This is a genomic window from Cytophagia bacterium CHB2, from assembly GCA_030263535.1.
Lineage (GTDB): Bacteria > Zhuqueibacterota > Zhuqueibacteria > Zhuqueibacterales > Zhuqueibacteraceae > Coneutiohabitans.
Genome location: SZPB01000117.1, coordinates 1 through 16644 on the forward strand (window position 1 = coordinate 1; position 16644 = coordinate 16644).

The following is a 16644-nucleotide window of genomic DNA, read 5'->3' on the forward strand; positions in this document are numbered from 1 at the left end:
CTGAGCCTCGGAGGAGAGTTGACGGGCATCGCGGTTCTTCATGCCCACAATATACGAATATTTTATTGAAAATTAAAGTATTTTATGCTCCGAGTAGTATCTAACATAGAAACAGCTTATAGAAGAATTTTGAAACCGGCTTGTCTAAAATGTTCGTCGTGAGTCAAGGCTTCGATCAAACCCTTTTCCTTCATGACTGCCATCGAAATGCAATCGGTCAAGCTCCACCTCTTGTCTGAATGCTTCTCCGAACAATTTCTCATAGACGTTTTGCGCGGATCGATGCAGTTGATCACTCCTGGAAAGTATGCCGACCCAGCAAGCAGTGTCAACGAATGCGTGCTTTTTGGCCATTTCGCTTGCCTCGCTTCGGCGTTCCGTAGAGATAATGATCGTGTTCGCTGGCCAAATCAGGAATACCCGTTTCCACCGCCAAGCTTGCGATATCAAAAGCCGGGTCGTCTTCAACGTCTGGCAGCTTCTTAATCAAAAGTTCTACCGCCTGGCCGTCTTTCAGCTTCACTTTTTGTCTTGGTGTTGGAGCAAAAACACCGTTTCTGTAAATAGCGCGAATGGCGGTTTCCATAACTATGCCTCGACTAAGAATTGCATTGATCTGATGGCTTTCACTTTCTACTCAGAATTCCAGCTTTAATCAAGCATTTTTTAAGACACCACAACGGTTCCTGTCTTACCCAACCAAGCTTCTTCAAACGCCTCGATCGAAGTGATCAGCACGCGCCTGCCCCCGCTCTCCAAAAAATTAATCGCCCCGCGCACCTTTGGCCCCATGCTGCCCGGCGGAAAATGGCCTTCCGCGTAGTAAGCTTTCAATTCGGCGAGAGTGAGATGATCAAGCCATCTCTCGTTGGGCTGCTTGAAATTGATCGCGACCTTCTCCACCGGCGTCAAAATGGCAAGCTCGTCCGCGCCAATGTCTTTGCCCAGAACCGCTGCCGCAAGATCCTTGTCGATCACGGCATTTATGCCTTCCAGGCGTTCCTCGCGTTCGTGATGATCGAGATAAACCGGAATGCCGCCGCCGCCGGCCGCAATCACGACGTGACCGCTTTGCACCAACTCGCGAATAACGTTGCGCTCGACAATGGCCAGGGGCTCGGGCGAGGGCACAACACGGCGCCAGCCGCGGCCAACATCTTCTTTCATCGCCCAACCCAAGCGTTCACGCAGCTCAGCGACTTGTTCGGCGCTGTAAACCGGCCCGACAAACTTCGAGGGTTGTTTGATCGAGGGATCATCGGGATGCACCACGACCTGCGTGACAATCGTGACGACTTCCTTCTCCAGGCCATGACGATGCAGCATATTCAACAATGATTGTTGAATCATATAACCCATGCCGCCCTGCAAATCCGCCACAATCACGCCAAGCGGCAACGGCGGCAGCAAATGGCGCGTCGCTTCCACGCGCCTCAGCGCGTTGCCGACTTGCGGGCCGTTGCCATGCACGATGACGGCTTCATATCCTTCCTCAATCAGCCGCACCAGGCCTTTCAAACTGCGGCGTGTATTGGCAAACTGCTGATAGATGTTGCCGTCTTCAAACTCGCGCGTGATGGCGTTGCCACCAAGGGCGACGACAATACACTTTTGCAACATGACTTAAACAAAACGTTTCAGAGCCTCGGCAAGATCGGGTTGGCCGATCTCCTGAAGCTCGTAGGTCACCCGCGTCGAGGGTTTGTTGATGAGCAGCAACCGCCGCAGATCAATGGGTGTGGCAATAATCACGCTGTCGCAATCCGTGGCATTGATCGTTGCTTCCAGATCGCGGATTTGTTGCTCGCCGTATCCCATCGCGGGCAACAATGCACCAATGCCGGGATAATGTTTGAACGTGTCGATCAAACTGCCGCGCAAAAATGGCCGGGGATCGACAATCGCTTTCGCACCGAAGTTTTTCGCTGCGACCACGCCAGCCCCGACCGTCATCTCGCCATGCGTCAACGTCGGGCCGTCTTCAATGCACAACACGCGCCGGTTACGAATCACACTTGCGTCTTCGACCGAAATCGGTGAAGCGGCATCGATGATCATCGCGCGCGGATTGTGCTCTGCCGCCGCGCGCCGCACGCTTTCAATATCTTCCTTCCGCGCCGAGTCTTCTTTGTTGATGACGATGACATCGGCCATGCGCAAATTGGTTTCACCGGGATAATAGCGCGTTTCATGCCCGCGCCGCAGCGGATCAACCACCACAATATGCAAATCGGGTTTGAAAAACGGCGTATCGTTGTTGCCGCCGTCCCACAAGACAATATCCGCCTCTTGTTCGGCGCGCGCCAAAATCGCGGCATAATCGACGCCGGCATAAACCACGGTACCCATGTTTATGTGCGGCTCATACTCTTCACGTTCTTCAATGGTGCATTTGTGTTCAGTGAGATCAGCATAACTGCCGAAGCGCTGCACCGCCTGCGAGGTGAGATCGCCGTAAGGCATGGGATGGCGCACCGCCACCAGTTTCTTGCCTGAGGCTTTTAGAATTTGAGCCACGCGGCGCGTTGTTTGACTTTTGCCGCATCCGGTGCGCACCGCGCAGATTGCGATCACCGGCTTCTTGGCCGGCACCATGGTCTCGTGCGCGCCCAGCAGCTTGAACGTTGCGCCGGCCGCGTTGACTTGGCTGGCCTTGTGCATCACATATTCGTGCGAAACATCGCTGTATGAAAAAACGACTTCTGCGATCTTCTCCTTGCGAATCAATTCAACCAATTCGCTCTCGGGATAAATCGGAATGCCTTTGGGATAAAGCTTGCCCGCCAATTGTGCCGGATAGCGCCGCCCCTCGATGTTGGGAATTTGCGTTGCAGTGAATGCGACGACTTCATTTTCGTCGCGATCACGATAAACCAAATTGAAATTGTGGAAGTCGCGCCCGGCAGCTCCCATAATAAGGACACGTGTTCTCGCCATATTGTGATTCCTTCTGTAATCACCAAAACTGGAAAGGCCCGTTCGTGGATCGCGCCTTGCGCAGGTGAGGACCGGAACTGAAAGTAAACGGCGGGAATATAGCGGAAATTCAGGTGATTTGCAAGCCTGGCAAGCGGCGAGAAGAGATGGACAAGAGCACCATCGCCTCGAAAATCCAGACTTGCTTTTAAAATGGGGGTTTTGTAAAGTTTTGCCGTGATCCGAACATGCTGGCGATCAAATTCAGGATTGCCGTCCGCTCATAAGAGTGACTGCAATCAATTTCAGAATACCGAATAAGTAGTAGGGTAAATTGCCATGAGCGCCATTGCCTTGAAAGAAGCCGAATCCAAAACTTCGCGCTCACTGTTCTTTGCCACCGAAGAGGAGTTTGACGCGTGGTGCGATGAGGACACCAAGGCTGATTATATTGATGGGGAGGTTATTGTCATGTCGCCGGAATCAACGATCCACGGGTTTGAGGAAACACGTTTCGGAAGCCTTTTGGAACTGTTCGTCAAGAAAAACAAGCTGGGATTTGTGATCTCAACTGGCAACACCCAGATACGTTTGCGGGCGGGACTGCGGCGCAATCCGGACATCATCTTTGTTGAAAAGTCTCAGGCCCATCTCATTCATGAAACCTATATCGACGGCGCGCCGGATTTGATCGTGGAATTTGTCTCGCCGGAAAGCGCAATTCGCGATTGGCATGAGAAGTACATCGAATACGAAACCGCCGGCGTGAGGGAATATTGGATTATCGACCGCCAGCAGCAGCGCATCGCGGTTTATTCACTTGGTGAGGACCGGCGCTATCATGCGATTGCGCCGCAGGAGGGAAAAATTCATTCCGCGGTGGCGCCGGGATTTTGGATCAAGCTCGAATGGTTGTGGCAGGGACCTGAGTTTGACACGTATGCGATGGCAAAGGAGATTGGAATTATTTCTTGAATTTTCGTGATCCTTCCCTAAAACTCCCACTGCGCCGTCAAGCGAATCTCATCTCTCTTTCCTTTCACCCCCAATTGTGGAACGTATGACGCGCCCTGCGCCCCCTCTTGCAACCGGGAATTGTGGCGATTGGCCAGCCAGGCCGCATGAATACCACTAACGATGTGATTGGCAATGATTGCGGCAATCACCAACTCGCCACGGTTGAAGGCGCGCTCGCTACGCAAGCGAATTTCATCAAAGCGCTCACGATTGGCATCGGAATCCCAGCGCCAGAAGTGGGTGGCGGGATCGTAAAGCGCGGCCACGTCGCGGCGCTGCAAGCGTGATTGATTATAATCCTCGACGCTGCTGTAGTTGCTGACGTCGACAAAAAACTTGTCGGTCTTTCCCGGCACATTTACTGGCGCGTGTTCGGCGGCGAGTAAACGATAGTCGTCTTTCTGCCAGTTGCCGTAAACATTGAACGAAATTACACCAAGCCAAAGCGCCACATCCGCCACAAAAAAATTGCGCGCGGCGGTGCGAGCGCCCACCGCTTTTTGACCCCATCCTGGAATGGTGGCCGAACGCAAAAACGCGCCACCGATGGACATTTTCTTGTCGCTAGCCGCTGCCGTATCGCTGGTGCCGTGAAATTGCTCTGTATCCAAAGCCGCGGGAAGAGGTTTATCACTCTGGGCAGCGGTTTGGGCATGAGAGATGCCCATCAACACAATTGCAAAAACGCTTAAAAGTCGAATCGTTCGCATGTGGGTTTATTCAAATGTTGGTTGCGTAAAACTGTATGCCCATTTCGGATTGATGATTGTGGCTTGCGGAAATCGCGATGTTAAAACAGTCAATGAGTTAGGAGGCAATCGACTCACATTTTTGCGCTTAACAAGCGTGAACTATCCTGCAAACCAAATGCTTATTTTTGTCAACTCAATGAGTGGGCGGCGGCTCACCAATCGACGCGCACTGCCAGCACCGGCATCAACTCTTCATGATATTTCTTCAATTTCATGCCAAACGAGGCGCCTTTGGTTTGCGCCTGATTGAACTTGTGCGCCGAATAAGCTGCTTCGATCATGCTCACCAAATGGTTGACCATCGCCAAACTCGAGGAAAGCGTGGCATTGCGAAATTGATCGTTGGCCAAACGCCGCATGGTGGTGTAATCCAATCGATTTTGCGAGTCGCGCCGTAAGATTTCGCCGCTGCCGTCATCCCAACCGGCATTGAATTGATCATACTTGCCGATGTTTTCGTAATAAGTTTGATTTTTCGATTCCGGCAAATAATGGCTGAACCTCGACCGTTCGTATTCGCGCAATCTGGCGAGATTGCCGGTGTCAACTTGATACCCTTCGCTGTTGGCAAGCTCGACTACAGAATTCCAGTACGCTTGCTCATCCCAATGCGCATCGGCAAAGCGCTCGAACTCCTCGGTTTTCTTGTTGCCCTTATCCGTGTACTTCGAGTAGGCCACCCAAGCGCCCACTTCGGCCCCCAAAAACAAAAGGCCTTTGAGATAAGAACGATTGTAGATTTGACCGGCGCCGGGAATCACCGCAGAAAAAATCGCCGCACGCGCCACCGAGCGTCTGGCAGCCGGCTGATTTTCATCTTGAAACATGCTGGAGAGAGCGAGGTTCGGCGTTCTGCTGCTCCAGACCAAGTCCTGCTGCGAAGCCTGACACCACGCCGCAAGCGGATACTCAAGCGTTGCCGCCGAGGTGTCGATCGTTTGCGCCGAATCTAACAAGGACGTGTCTTGCGCCTTGCAATGAAGCGCAACGGCTAGAACGGCAGGCAAAGCCAAAGAAGCAATTTTGAATTTCATCATCTCAAACAGCCTTGTGATTAATTATCCAGGAAGTCAAAAGCTACCGTCAGATAATAGCGCCATTCCTTGCCGTAGGTCAGTGGATCGAAGCCCTCACGCCGCACCACGAACTCGTCAAAGCCGTAAGCGGCATCAACTGAAACCCGCGTGGGGAAACCATAAAACGAAAACAATTCCGAGCGCAATTGCAGATTGACGCTGTCGTGAAGTTTATCGCTGAAGCCTTTGGTTTTGGTGAAGGCGCCGCCGTAGTCGTACGATACGGCGAAATAGACTTTGTCGAGATAGAGATGCAGCAGCGACAAATCGAGATGGCGAAACAACGGAAAGCGATAGGTCAGGCGGCCGTGCAACAAATATCGGCCTTCCATGCTGTAAAACGGATAACCGCGCACCCCGTCAAGCCCGCCCGCAAAGAAATAGAAAAAACTGTCAACCTCGCGATCGAGCCAGCCGCCGCGGCCATACAGCGTCAAACCGGTGCGCCCGGGCAATGGCAGGCGTTCGGTCCAATCCAGCTCGACGCGATGCACGTTGTGCGGCTCGTAGTTTTCAACGAACGTGCCATAATCCGTCAAGGTGAACGCCTTCTCGGGATCGGAATTGATGAAGTCGTTGAACTCGCGGGTATAACGCAGCTCAATCTCGCGGCCCATGCGCGGATTAATGTCGCCGTCCACCGCGCGCGCGCGCTGGTGAAAAGAATGGCGAAAAGCCAGGGCTTTGCCTTGATAATAGGTGTATGGGAAGCTCTGCTTCAGGCCGCGATCGACAAACGAAATCTTGGCATTGTAGCGGCTGTATATGAAACTGAGCTGCGAAAGGTGCTGGCTGTTCCAAAAGCGCCGCGTGCCAAGATCGACTTCGGTGAGATTGTAAAGAAAATCGTAACCGTCTGCCCCGGCGTGACGCACTTGATTGTAGGCTTCCAGAAACAATGACGGCCCCAGCTTGTCGTAATCGACCAGCAAAAACAAATCATAATCCTTATCGCGATTGATGGCCGCGCCGCCGATGAAGCTGAATTTATTGAGCATTTCGCTCGAATAGAAATAACTGCCAAGCTTCACGGTGCCGTAATCCATCATCACGCGCGGCAGAATCGAAATGGCCGAGTAGTGATCATTGTACGGCTTGACTTCAAAGTTGGGGATTTGCTTGTCGTCATAAGCGCCATGCTTGATACCATTGAGATTGAGATGCGCAAGATCGCCATTGACCGCGGCAAGCTGAATGTTACTGTCGGGTGAAGGCAGATACTGTGTGACTTCGGGCGACACCGGCTGTGGTGTTTTGAGATGCGCGATTTTATAGCCCTCAGCCACAAACGTGCTGAAAGCCAATTCGCCGTCGCGATTCACCGAAGGCATAAACGCGCCACCCACGACATTAGTTAACGGCGCAGTCTGTTGGGTGGCAAGATCATAGCTGTAGATATTAAAAATACCGGTCACATCCCAACTAAAATAGATCTTTTGGCCGTCGGGACTGAACACCGCGTCGCGCGCGTCAGTGGGCTTGCCGCCCGATGATTCGCCATTGGTGGAATGCTGCAAGTTGACCGGAGTGATTTCACCGCTTGCCACATCGTAAAGCCGCAAACTGCGGCCGCGCGCATGCGAATAGGAGTACAAGATCTGCCGGCCATCCGGCGACCATTGCGGCGTGTAGGCTTGTTCCTGCGTCTTGTGTGAGGTGATGATTTTGAGTTGATTGGCGGCAATATCGTATAGCGCAATGTTTTGCGCACCATCGCCATTCAACACACAGGCAAGCGTTTTGCCGTCAGGCGACCAACTCGGGCTGTGCGCGCGCGCCGCATGCGTCAGGCGCTTTTCTTTCTTATTTTTGATGTCGTAGAGATACAAATCATACACGACAGAGTGATGCGGATTTTTTTCAGATTTGCGCGAGTAGGCAAGCTGGGCGCCGTCGGGCGACCAGGAGAAGGCGTAATGCACGCCGGCTTTGATCAATTTATCCTTGCCACCCACGCCTTCACGCAACACCAACGAGGTTTGGCCCAAATAATCCGCGCCGGCATTGCTGAGATAAGCCAACTTGCCGCCGTCCGGCGACCAGCGCGGATAAAAATTGCCGGAGCCTTTGGCCTGCACCAATTCACCGGTAACCGCATGCGCTTGAATCTCGCGCAATTGCTGCGCGTACGCTTCCTGCAAATGATTTTTCCACTCGTCATAAATTTGCCCGCCGCTTTTGCCGGTGGCTTTTTTGATGGCGCTATCGAACGAAAAACGCAACGGGCTGCGCATGTTAGCGGCAATCTGCTGCAAGGAAGCCTCGCCGTAATTTCGCGCAATGTAACTCGACAACGAATAGCCCTGATTGTAAACCCGCTCGCTGCCGATGCTGTTTTTGCCGAAGGCGTTCATCTCGGAATAGGTCAGCATCTTGTTCTCCACCACCGCCGTGCGCAGCAGCATGTCGCGATGCGAATCCCACAAATCATATTCCAATTCGGGGCGCTGATGCTGTGCCACGCCCTCCGCGAACCAGGGCGGCATCACGGTGAACGGCAGCGGGTACGAGAGAATGCGATTGGGATAGCCGTACAGCACATCCGGGCGTTTCTCGTCTTCGTAACCGAGCCACTGCACATAAGCCGCCGGGATGTGCCGCGTGATTTTGCGCGCCGCGCCCAGCGAAATCATGTGCGTGTATTCGTGCGTGATGACATTGCGCAGCCAACTGTGCGTGCCGCGCAACTCAAAATCCATCGCGCTCGCCCAAATTTCCACTTTGTTGTCAAGATAATAGGCCGAGCCGTTGGAAAAATCGTCGTAGTCGATGATGATGAAATGAACCTTGCCCTTCGGTTCATAGCCGTAAAGCGAGGTGATGGGTTTGTAAATGTCTTCAGCAATTTTGGCGGTGAGCTTGCCGGTTTGCTCGGCGCCCTCGTGAAAATGCACGAAGAAGTGTTCGGTTTCGATGGTGTTCCACTTCAGCTCGGGATGCGTCCAGCGCGGCTCGTCCTGGGCGTGAGCAAAGGTTGCGAACACAGCCAGAACGGCTACCGCAGCAATGGCGCAATAGTATTGCAAACGATTCACGGCAGTCGCCTCATGATAAGATCTGAATCCGCAATATTTCCAAAACGACTCGTTTCCATATCTGTGATCTGCAGCTCCAACATTATTTCACCACCGCAATCTTGATAATCTTCATCACCTTTTCGGAGTCGCCCTGGGCTTCGATCTTCGCCAGATACACACCGCTTTGCACGCCGTTGAGCTGCCATTCCACCTCGTTGTCGGCCTGCGCTAGTCCCGGGCCTTCGAATTCCGTCACCAAATCACCGGCAGTATCGAAAATCGAAATTTTCACTTTCGCTGCACTATTCAGGCGATAGCGAATGCGCGTGGAGCCCTCGCGCGCCGGGTTGGGATAGTTGTAAACCGACTGCTCCGGCATCAGCTTGCCGTCTGCAATCACCGGGGTTTCGCGCGCCGGGTTGAAACTGGTTTGTGCGGCATCACGATGATACATCGGCCAGTTCGCTTGTAAGCTACTTTCGGGCAAGCGCCACACATGCACAAAGCCAGTCCCCGAAACGCCAACAAGTTCGAACTTGCCGTCATTGTCGAGATCACCAGCCGCCAGAGAACCGTGGCCCGGGCCCGGCATGGCCAACGGGAAGCCTTCGATCAATGAGCCGTTGCCATGAAAAGCGTAAACATTGCCATCGACGCCAGGCACAAGCACGTCCTGGCTGCCATCGCCGTCAACGTCAGCGAGGATCGGCGTCATGGTATTAGTGATACCATTGCCACTTTGGGAAGCTGAACCGACTTTCACGGGAAAATTCTCCGTGAGCACGCCGTTGTAATTCACCGCCAACAGTTGGTTGGCCGCAGCCAGCACAACTTCCTTGCGGCCGTCACGATTGATGTCACCAATTGCCAGCCCGCCAATCGCAGCACCAAAATCAAGCACAAGCTGTTCGGCGCCTTGATTGATCGGAAAAAACAATCGGCCGTCTTGCTCCGCAACCAAACCTTCGATCTGGCCATCATTATCGATATCAGCAATGGCAAATGCGCCGTTGGGCGCCGGGCCGCGAGAGAGCGGCAACGGTGGGTTACTGAAAACTGCAACGCCCTCCTCGCTCAAGATAGCCAAACCATTATCCAAGGCCACCAACAAGCCGTTCGCCAGCAAAGAAAGGCCCCGCACCGGCTGTTGCAGCGCGGTTTGCCAACGTAAATCACCGGCGCCGGTAAATGAGAAAACCGCGCCGCCTTCATTGCCGCAAAAAATATTCTTGGTCTCGACACGAACAACGACGTTTGACTGCGTTGTGCCAATCTCAGACTGCCAGGTCAAATCAGCACGGCCATTGCCATCGTCATCCGTGGCCTGCCAAATTTGAAGTTTCCCTTCTTTCAACAAGGCAATGACTTCCGCGCGGCCGTCGGCAACGACATCAGCAAGCGCGGGCGGGGAAGCCAAGGGCCCGCCATCAACAAATGTTGCGCGTGGAATCTGCGCCGTCAAACCGTTGGGTTGGGTGATGGTCGCGACCTCACTGTTGGCGATGACTTTGCTGCCGTCTGCCTGCCAGGCAAATATTTCACCGGAAATCGTGGCGGTGACAATGTCTGCTTTGCCATCGCCGGTGAGATCCGCCAGCATGGGTGAAAGCAGCACAGCCGCACTGCCGCCGGCAAATTGCGGAAAATTCGGCACGGCAAACTGATTGCGCACGGAGAACGTCATCACCGGCGCAATATCGGAAAAATTTGTGATCACAATGCCGGTGTTCGAGCCGTTGTTCGCAGCAGTGCTCGGAATGGTTTTGGGGCCAAAACTCACCGGCTCATCAGGCCGCAGAAATTCTGTGATGACGGGATTCTCCGACCACCAGGCGTCTTCGGGCAAACCAAGTTCACTGCCGGAACCGGGATCGAGAAAACCATAAAAACGGCCTATGTCCTGCGCGCCGTCCGCTTCTTCGAGATCGACGCCGCGGTGATCGGCATCGGCATTGACGCGGTTGCTGGCGTAATTCGCGCGAATGATGTTTTCATCAATATGCCAAATCAAAATGCCAGGACCGGGCAGCGCGCGGTTGTTTTGATCGACAGTGTACGGCAAACCGAAATCGTACTCATCGACTTGCGTGATCACACTGATGGCCTGCTCCGCAGCAAAATCATTCTCGCGAAATTGAATGCGCACGCCGTTGACGTCGCGACCAGAGGCAATGCGGTCGCCGTTGATGTCGCGTGAGCGGTTTTCCAGCAGAAAGTATTCGCTATCCGTAATCGGAATTTTGTAAATCTTGTTGGGATTGTTGGCCAGCGCAGCGGCGATCTCAAAATTCTCGCCGCTGGTGATGACGATCGGCTCTTCCCAGCCGAGAAAAACTTTGGACCAGGCCTCAGGTTGCGCCGGGATCAAACCTTGATAGTTGTTCGAGCCTTGATCCATCAATCCAAATTGCCCAATGCCGGAGGCGCCGGTTTCGGTATTGAATAGATTGGGCAAACCGAGCTGATAGCCAAACATCAACGTCGAGGTGCCGAGCAAGCCGAACTCGATGAGGCCGCTGCCGGCAATCTCGCGCGATTGGGTTTCGGGAAGGATGATACCGTCTTCGATGAAGAACGCGCCGTTTTGCACTGCGATGCCGCGATAACCCGGATCATTGTTGCCCAAGTCTTTGCGCAAATCATTCAGGTTCAAAAACGCGCTGGGAATGTCGTTGGGCGTCTCGTCGATTTCTTCTGCAAAGTCTTCGCCGATACCCGCATGAAAAATGATGAAGCTGTCGAATTGCGAAAAATCCACGCCGCCTGCAGCGTCAGCAGCGCCGATCGCATCGCGCAACAGCTCGGCCAAGCGCTGGTCGCGCTCGGCGCTGTCACGGCCGGGGCCGTAATATCTCATGTCTTGCGGCAGGCGATAGCCGGCATTTTCATCATTCGGCAAAACTTGAAAGTTCAGGACGACTTTACCGTTCGAGACGCTTTTGTAGTAATTTGCCAGGGCCGTCAGTTGCGCTGCGAAATAGGCGCGATTGTGCGGCGGCGGATCAATAGTGATCTCAGGATTGGCCGCGAGCATGAACAGGCCATTGCCAGTGGTTTCTTCAAGAGAGTCCGGTTGAAACTCAGCGCGCAAGGCGAGAATATTGAGCGTATCTACTGCCACAGGGTGCGACAAGCGACTGTGCAATCGGAGAGAAGGTTGATTTAAACGATACTCTGCACTGAGTCGTTTAATAGTGGATTGCAGCTCGGTGTGGCGTAGATTCGAGGCCGGAGAATTTTCAAGCGAAAACAAAAAAATTGTGAGTGTAAGCCAGGCGCGAAATGTCATAAAATATCATCTTGAAAGAAAAGGACGCTAGAACTGACGAACTTTGCGAAGGTTTCAATGCCTTCGCAAAGTTCGTCTTCGATTACTTCAAGGCGGCTGACGTTAATCCATTTTCAACATTTAGAAGCGTTAACTAATACGGAGGCCCTTCGACAGTAAAAACTTTGACGTTCGAAAACGGTGAGTCCCCACCCGCGTTATACGCCTTTACTTTGTAATAGGCATAACGCTTGTTACCGGACCCGGAATACAGGTTTTCACCAGTATCAACAAAGGACGTTGAAGATATCGTGTCGATATGATAGTACTGCGAGCCATCACCGCTTTTGTAGATTTTGTAACCCGTGGCGCCGCTAACGGCACTCCAGTAGATCTTCGGGTGATTATTCTCGACATCGTGATTTATTGATGGTGCGGCGGGAGGAGGAGGAGGTACATATACAACATGAAAAGGCACATATGATTGGTTATCCAAATCTCCGACGGGATATCCCCAATGATTGGTTACATAAACATGAAAATTGTGATCGCCAAATGGGAGCGAAAAATAGCCAGAGATTACCCGTCCGGTGTAACCGGTGTAGAACTGGTCGTGCACAATTGTACCATTTAAATAGATCTTAATAGTCGAACCCAAAACCCACATATTGGTAACTTCTAGACGAAAATAAACTGAGACGGGAGTTGTGCTTGATGTGAACGTCTGGTCGTAGGACGGGTTGGTGACGCTGGATTCAGGAGGATAGTAGTAATTTACCTTTTGCGGATTATTTTCCCCGTCAACGTGAGTCTTTGGAGATTCCGAAGGCGCAGGTGAATCTTCAAAGCTTAAGATTCCTTCGCTTTCGTACTGAGGAGTTGGTTCGCTTGGAATCTGCTTTGAACAACCATAAGCTAAAAATCCAGCGAGAGCGAAAAGTGCTGCTGATTTGAGAACGTAACGCATAATAAATCCCATTTCATTGAATTAAAAAATCAGACTTAAACGTCAATCGTCTATTCGGATATTATACTTCTCTTGCTTCTAAATTCTCTGCAAAATCCCACAAGGTTAAACAACTCGTAGATGCCGCAGTTTGCGGTGATAGTTGAGGTGTAATGAAGTCAGGCCTTGCCTGTAATCTATTTCCAACGCTACTTTACAAAGCCTGACTTCACGCAAAGATCAGCTACGCCTAGTGAATAAACTGCCACACATCACAACTCGATGGCCAAGGAGAGCCTCATGGTTTCGCTGAGAGGATGGCCTTCGCCTGCTGAAATGTATCCAAAATCCAACTTCAAACTGGAATACTTCAACCCGGCGCCAAAAGTTGTGTACTTGGCGCGTCCGGTTTTATCATAATGATAACCAATGCGCAGCGCCATGAGATTATTATACCAATACTCAGCCCCGGCATTATAGATGAAATGCTTCAGCTCTTCCTTGAAAGACTCGTCGGACAAGGCGAGGAACATCCCGGGAATAACCGAACGCGCCTGGCCTTCGTCATCAAAAGCAATTAGCAGTCTATTGACTTCAGTCGAGAATACCAGACTGTTATATTCCTGCTTAATGAGTTGATAGCTCACGCCAAGCCGCAGGTTGGTGGGCAACGGATCGGCTTGTGCGGCATCGATGTAGCTGATCTTAGGGCCGATGTTGGTCACGTTCACGCCCATATTGAAACGGTCGAATAAAAGATTCCTGTGTAAGTAGCCCAAATCCACTGCAAAGGCCGTAGCGCGTCCGTCGCCTTGTTCGGCGCCTGCGCCTTGGGGCGCCAGGTTGCTGTAGATGAATTTGAGCGTCACGCCGGCGGAATTGTTGGCACCGAGCTTGGCGGCATACGAACCGGCCAGCGCCAACTCATAGCTGCTGAACTCACCCAGGGGCTCCGGCCCCTCTTCACCGGTAATAATTTGATTGCCGAGATTTATGAATGTTAACGACACGCCGGCAGTGCCACTATTTCCCATCGGTCGCACCATAGTGGCATAGTCGTAATACAAGTCGCTGGCCAGTTGCGGCAGCCAATTGGAGTGCATCAGCGCGATCTGGGTTTTCTCGAGAAACGCCATGCCCGCCGGATTCCAGTAGGTGGCGGTGGCGTCATCGGCGATTGAAACAAAAGACTCGCCCATGCCTGCCGCACGCGCACCGGGTGCGATCAACAAGAACAACGCGCCGCTGCTGCCCGGGCCTTGCGCCAGCGCCGCGGTGGCCCGCAACATCAGCGCGCACAAACTAAGAAGAGCCAGAATTTTTTTCATGGTTGGAATCTCCTAAACTTGAAATGAAGATGAAACGATTATGCTTGCGCCATAAACAAAAAAACCGAAAACGCTAGGCGTGCTGACGCAGCCTTCAGGGTGTTTCGCTGGGCTCTGCCGCAGATTTTAAACAGGCGGCTTTGAGTCCTTCACCCTGCGTTTCGGTTCTGACAACCTATCACCGAACACTCGCTACGTCGGGATACAAAAATCTTCCACAAAAATTTGATTTTTTGACCATCGATCCCGTAGCGAATGCGATATAGGCTTACTCCAAAATTTTGATGTTGCAAAGTCTTATTTATGAACGGCGCAAAAGTAGATATTTGGCTGATGAGAGTCAAGCGCTTTTTTGCCTTTAACCGGCAGATTTTCCCGCCGGTCTTGAGGCGATTTTGCCGTCCAGCTCTAATACGCCAGACGCGCTCAACCGGATTGCCTGCGTGCGAATCTTTTTGATCAACTCAGTATACCGCCCATTTCACGCCAATGCAGATTTACCGCCGCGCGAAACTCCTCTTAGGTGATCAAATTACCAACCCCGCCTTCGACAGGCACGCCTTCGACAAGCTGGCTTCGACAAGCTGGCTTCGACAAGCTGGCTTCGACAAGCTGGCTTCGACAAGCTGGCTTCGACAAGCTGGCTTCGACAAGCTCAGCCAGCGCATCGCGGCGCCTGAGCTCGATCGGCTGAGCTCGTCGAAGCCTGTCGAAACCAGCAACCCTCAAGAGGCGACCTTCTCATAGTCCGCCGCCGAGAGCAACGCAGCTTGCTCGCCGGCATTGGAGATTTTGAGTTTGATCAACCAACCGGCGCCATAGCAATCCTGGTTGATTGACTCCGGCTTGTCGGCAAGCGCGGTGTTGACTTCCGTCACAGTGCCGCTCAGCGGAGCGAACAGATCCGAAACGGCTTTGACCGCTTCAATGGTGCCGAACGGTTGCATCTGCTTGGTCTCCGCGCCGGCAGCCGGCAGCTCAACAAAGACGATGTCGCCTAATTGGCCCTGGGCATAATCGGTAATGCCGATGGTCGCGACCTCGCCTTCAATCTTAACCCATTCATGCTCTTTGGTATAAAGGAGATTGGCCGGGATGTTCATGATTGTTCCTCCTCATCATCTCGTCCGGTTTTGCGGACATGGTAGAATGAACTTCAGTCAGTCGTTATGAAATAACCATGCAGGCTTTGACAGGCTCAGCCGGCGACTGGCTCAACAACCGCGGCAAGCTCAACCTGCGGCTGGGTTCGAATTCATCGGTGTGCGCTTGAAAAAATGCTCCACAAATTTGACATCGAGCTGGCCGGATTGAAACACGGGATCGGCCATCACTTTTTGATGAAACGGAATGGTCGTATGAACGCCTTCCACAATAAACTCTTCCAGCGCCCGTTCCATGCGCTCGATGGCTTCCGCGCGCGATTTGCCGAAGGCGATCAGCTTGGCAATCAATGAATCATAAAACGGCGGGATTTTATAACCGGCATACGCATGCGTGTCCACGCGAATGCCGATGCCGCCGGGCATGTGCCAGGTTTCGATGCGGCCGGGCGAGGGGCGAAAATCCTTCGCCGGATCCTCCGCATTGATGCGGCATTCGATGGCATGCCCGCGCATTTTGAAATTGGGATTCAAATTATCCAGTTTTTCGCCGCAGGCTACGCGGATTTGCTCTTTCACCAAATCCAAACCGAACACCGATTCCGTGACCGGATGCTCGACTTGAATGCGCGTGTTCATTTCCATGAAATAGAACTTGCCGGCATCAAAAAGAAATTCGATAGTGCCGGCATTCACATAGTTCACGCTTCTGGCGCCGGCCACGGCGGCGGCGCACATTTGCTGGCGAATTTCTTCGGTCAACGCCGGCGAGGGCGCTTCTTCAATCAATTTTTGATGCTTGCGTTGAATCGAACATTCGCGCTCGCCTAGCGCAACGATGTTGCCATGCGTGTCACCAATGAGCTGAATTTCAATATGCCGCGGATGCTCGAAATATTTCTCCATGTAAACCGCGGGATTGCCGAACGCCGCACCGGCCTCAGCCTGCGCTTGATCAAACGCTTTCGCCAACTCGTTTTTTTCACGCACGACGCGCATGCCGCGCCCGCCGCCGCCAGCCGTGGCCTTGATGATCACGGGATAGCCGAATTCTTCGGCAAAGGCCAGGGCCTGGTCGGCGCTCGCCAAAATGCCGTTGCTGCCCGGAATGGTGGGCACGCCGGCTTTGCGCATGGTGTCTTTGGCAAACGCTTTGTCGCCCATGGCCATGATCATTTCCGGCGTCGGGCCGATGAATTTGAGATTGCACGAGGCCGTAAT

At 52.8% G+C, this 16644-nt stretch carries 13 protein-coding genes and 1 pseudogene; 2 read left to right on the top strand and 12 right to left on the bottom strand.

Features of this window, described 5'->3' with window-relative positions:
* Window positions 1-116: 116 nt before the first annotated feature.
* The 4 genes and pseudogenes from FBQ85_13010 to FBQ85_13025 all read right to left on the bottom strand — a co-directional run bounded on the left by FBQ85_13010 (window position 117) and on the right by FBQ85_13025 (window position 2937).
* Window positions 117-236, bottom strand: a pseudogene (locus tag FBQ85_13010) (nucleic acid-binding protein).
* Window positions 237-328: 92 nt separating this feature from the next.
* Window positions 329-586 carry a DUF104 domain-containing protein gene (locus tag FBQ85_13015; GenBank protein ID MDL1876073.1) on the bottom strand — a complete coding sequence of 86 codons (258 nt, stop codon included), beginning with the start codon at window positions 584-586 and terminating at the stop codon, window positions 329-331.
* An 80-nt stretch (window positions 587-666) separates the two neighbouring features.
* On the bottom strand, window positions 667-1617 hold the full coding sequence (arcC, locus tag FBQ85_13020) for a carbamate kinase (protein MDL1876074.1): 951 nt from the start codon (window positions 1615-1617) through the stop codon (window positions 667-669).
* 6 nt (window positions 1618-1623) lie between these two features.
* Window positions 1624-2937 (bottom strand): GTPase, encoded by a 1314-nt coding sequence (locus tag FBQ85_13025; protein ID MDL1876075.1) that lies wholly within the window; start codon window positions 2935-2937, stop codon window positions 1624-1626.
* A 318-nt stretch (window positions 2938-3255) separates the two neighbouring features.
* On the opposite strand from FBQ85_13025, the gene FBQ85_13030 reads away from it, so the two are divergent.
* Window positions 3256-3891 carry a Uma2 family endonuclease gene (locus tag FBQ85_13030; GenBank protein ID MDL1876076.1) on the top strand — a complete coding sequence of 212 codons (636 nt, stop codon included), beginning with the start codon at window positions 3256-3258 and terminating at the stop codon, window positions 3889-3891.
* Between the two features lie 17 nt (window positions 3892-3908).
* Here FBQ85_13030 and FBQ85_13035 read toward each other — a convergent pair whose 3' ends face one another.
* The 6 genes from FBQ85_13035 to porV form a co-directional block, all read right to left on the bottom strand.
* Entirely contained in the window at window positions 3909-4643 is a 735-nt protein-coding gene (locus tag FBQ85_13035; protein MDL1876077.1) for a hypothetical protein, read from the bottom strand.
* Between the two features lie 194 nt (window positions 4644-4837).
* The gene (locus tag FBQ85_13040; GenBank protein ID MDL1876078.1) at window positions 4838-5722 is read right to left on the bottom strand and encodes a hypothetical protein; all 885 of its coding nucleotides are present in this window, start codon (window positions 5720-5722) and stop codon (window positions 4838-4840) included.
* Between the two features lie 17 nt (window positions 5723-5739).
* A complete protein-coding gene (locus FBQ85_13045; GenBank protein MDL1876079.1) occupies window positions 5740-8796 on the bottom strand; it encodes a hypothetical protein in 3057 nt (1018 codons plus the stop codon).
* A gap of 82 nt (window positions 8797-8878) precedes the next feature.
* Window positions 8879-12067, bottom strand: coding sequence for a T9SS type A sorting domain-containing protein (locus tag FBQ85_13050; GenBank protein MDL1876080.1), 3189 nt, complete (start codon window positions 12065-12067; stop codon window positions 8879-8881).
* A 133-nt stretch (window positions 12068-12200) separates the two neighbouring features.
* Window positions 12201-13013, bottom strand: coding sequence for a hypothetical protein (locus FBQ85_13055; protein MDL1876081.1), 813 nt, complete (start codon window positions 13011-13013; stop codon window positions 12201-12203).
* Between the two features lie 251 nt (window positions 13014-13264).
* Window positions 13265-14320 carry a type IX secretion system outer membrane channel protein PorV gene (porV, locus tag FBQ85_13060; GenBank protein ID MDL1876082.1) on the bottom strand — a complete coding sequence of 352 codons (1056 nt, stop codon included), beginning with the start codon at window positions 14318-14320 and terminating at the stop codon, window positions 13265-13267.
* Between the two features lie 489 nt (window positions 14321-14809).
* Here porV and FBQ85_13065 point away from each other — a divergent pair, with 489 nt between their 5' ends.
* Window positions 14810-15067, top strand: coding sequence for a hypothetical protein (locus FBQ85_13065; GenBank protein MDL1876083.1), 258 nt, complete (start codon window positions 14810-14812; stop codon window positions 15065-15067).
* Here the strand turns inward: FBQ85_13065 and gcvH are convergent.
* Window positions 15046-15423 (bottom strand): glycine cleavage system protein GcvH, encoded by a 378-nt coding sequence (gene gcvH, locus FBQ85_13070; protein MDL1876084.1) that lies wholly within the window; start codon window positions 15421-15423, stop codon window positions 15046-15048. The genes FBQ85_13065 and gcvH overlap by 22 nt on opposite strands.
* A gap of 129 nt (window positions 15424-15552) precedes the next feature.
* Window positions 15553-16644 (bottom strand): ATP-grasp domain-containing protein (locus FBQ85_13075; protein MDL1876085.1); only part of this gene is annotated, 1092 nt, incomplete at its 5' end.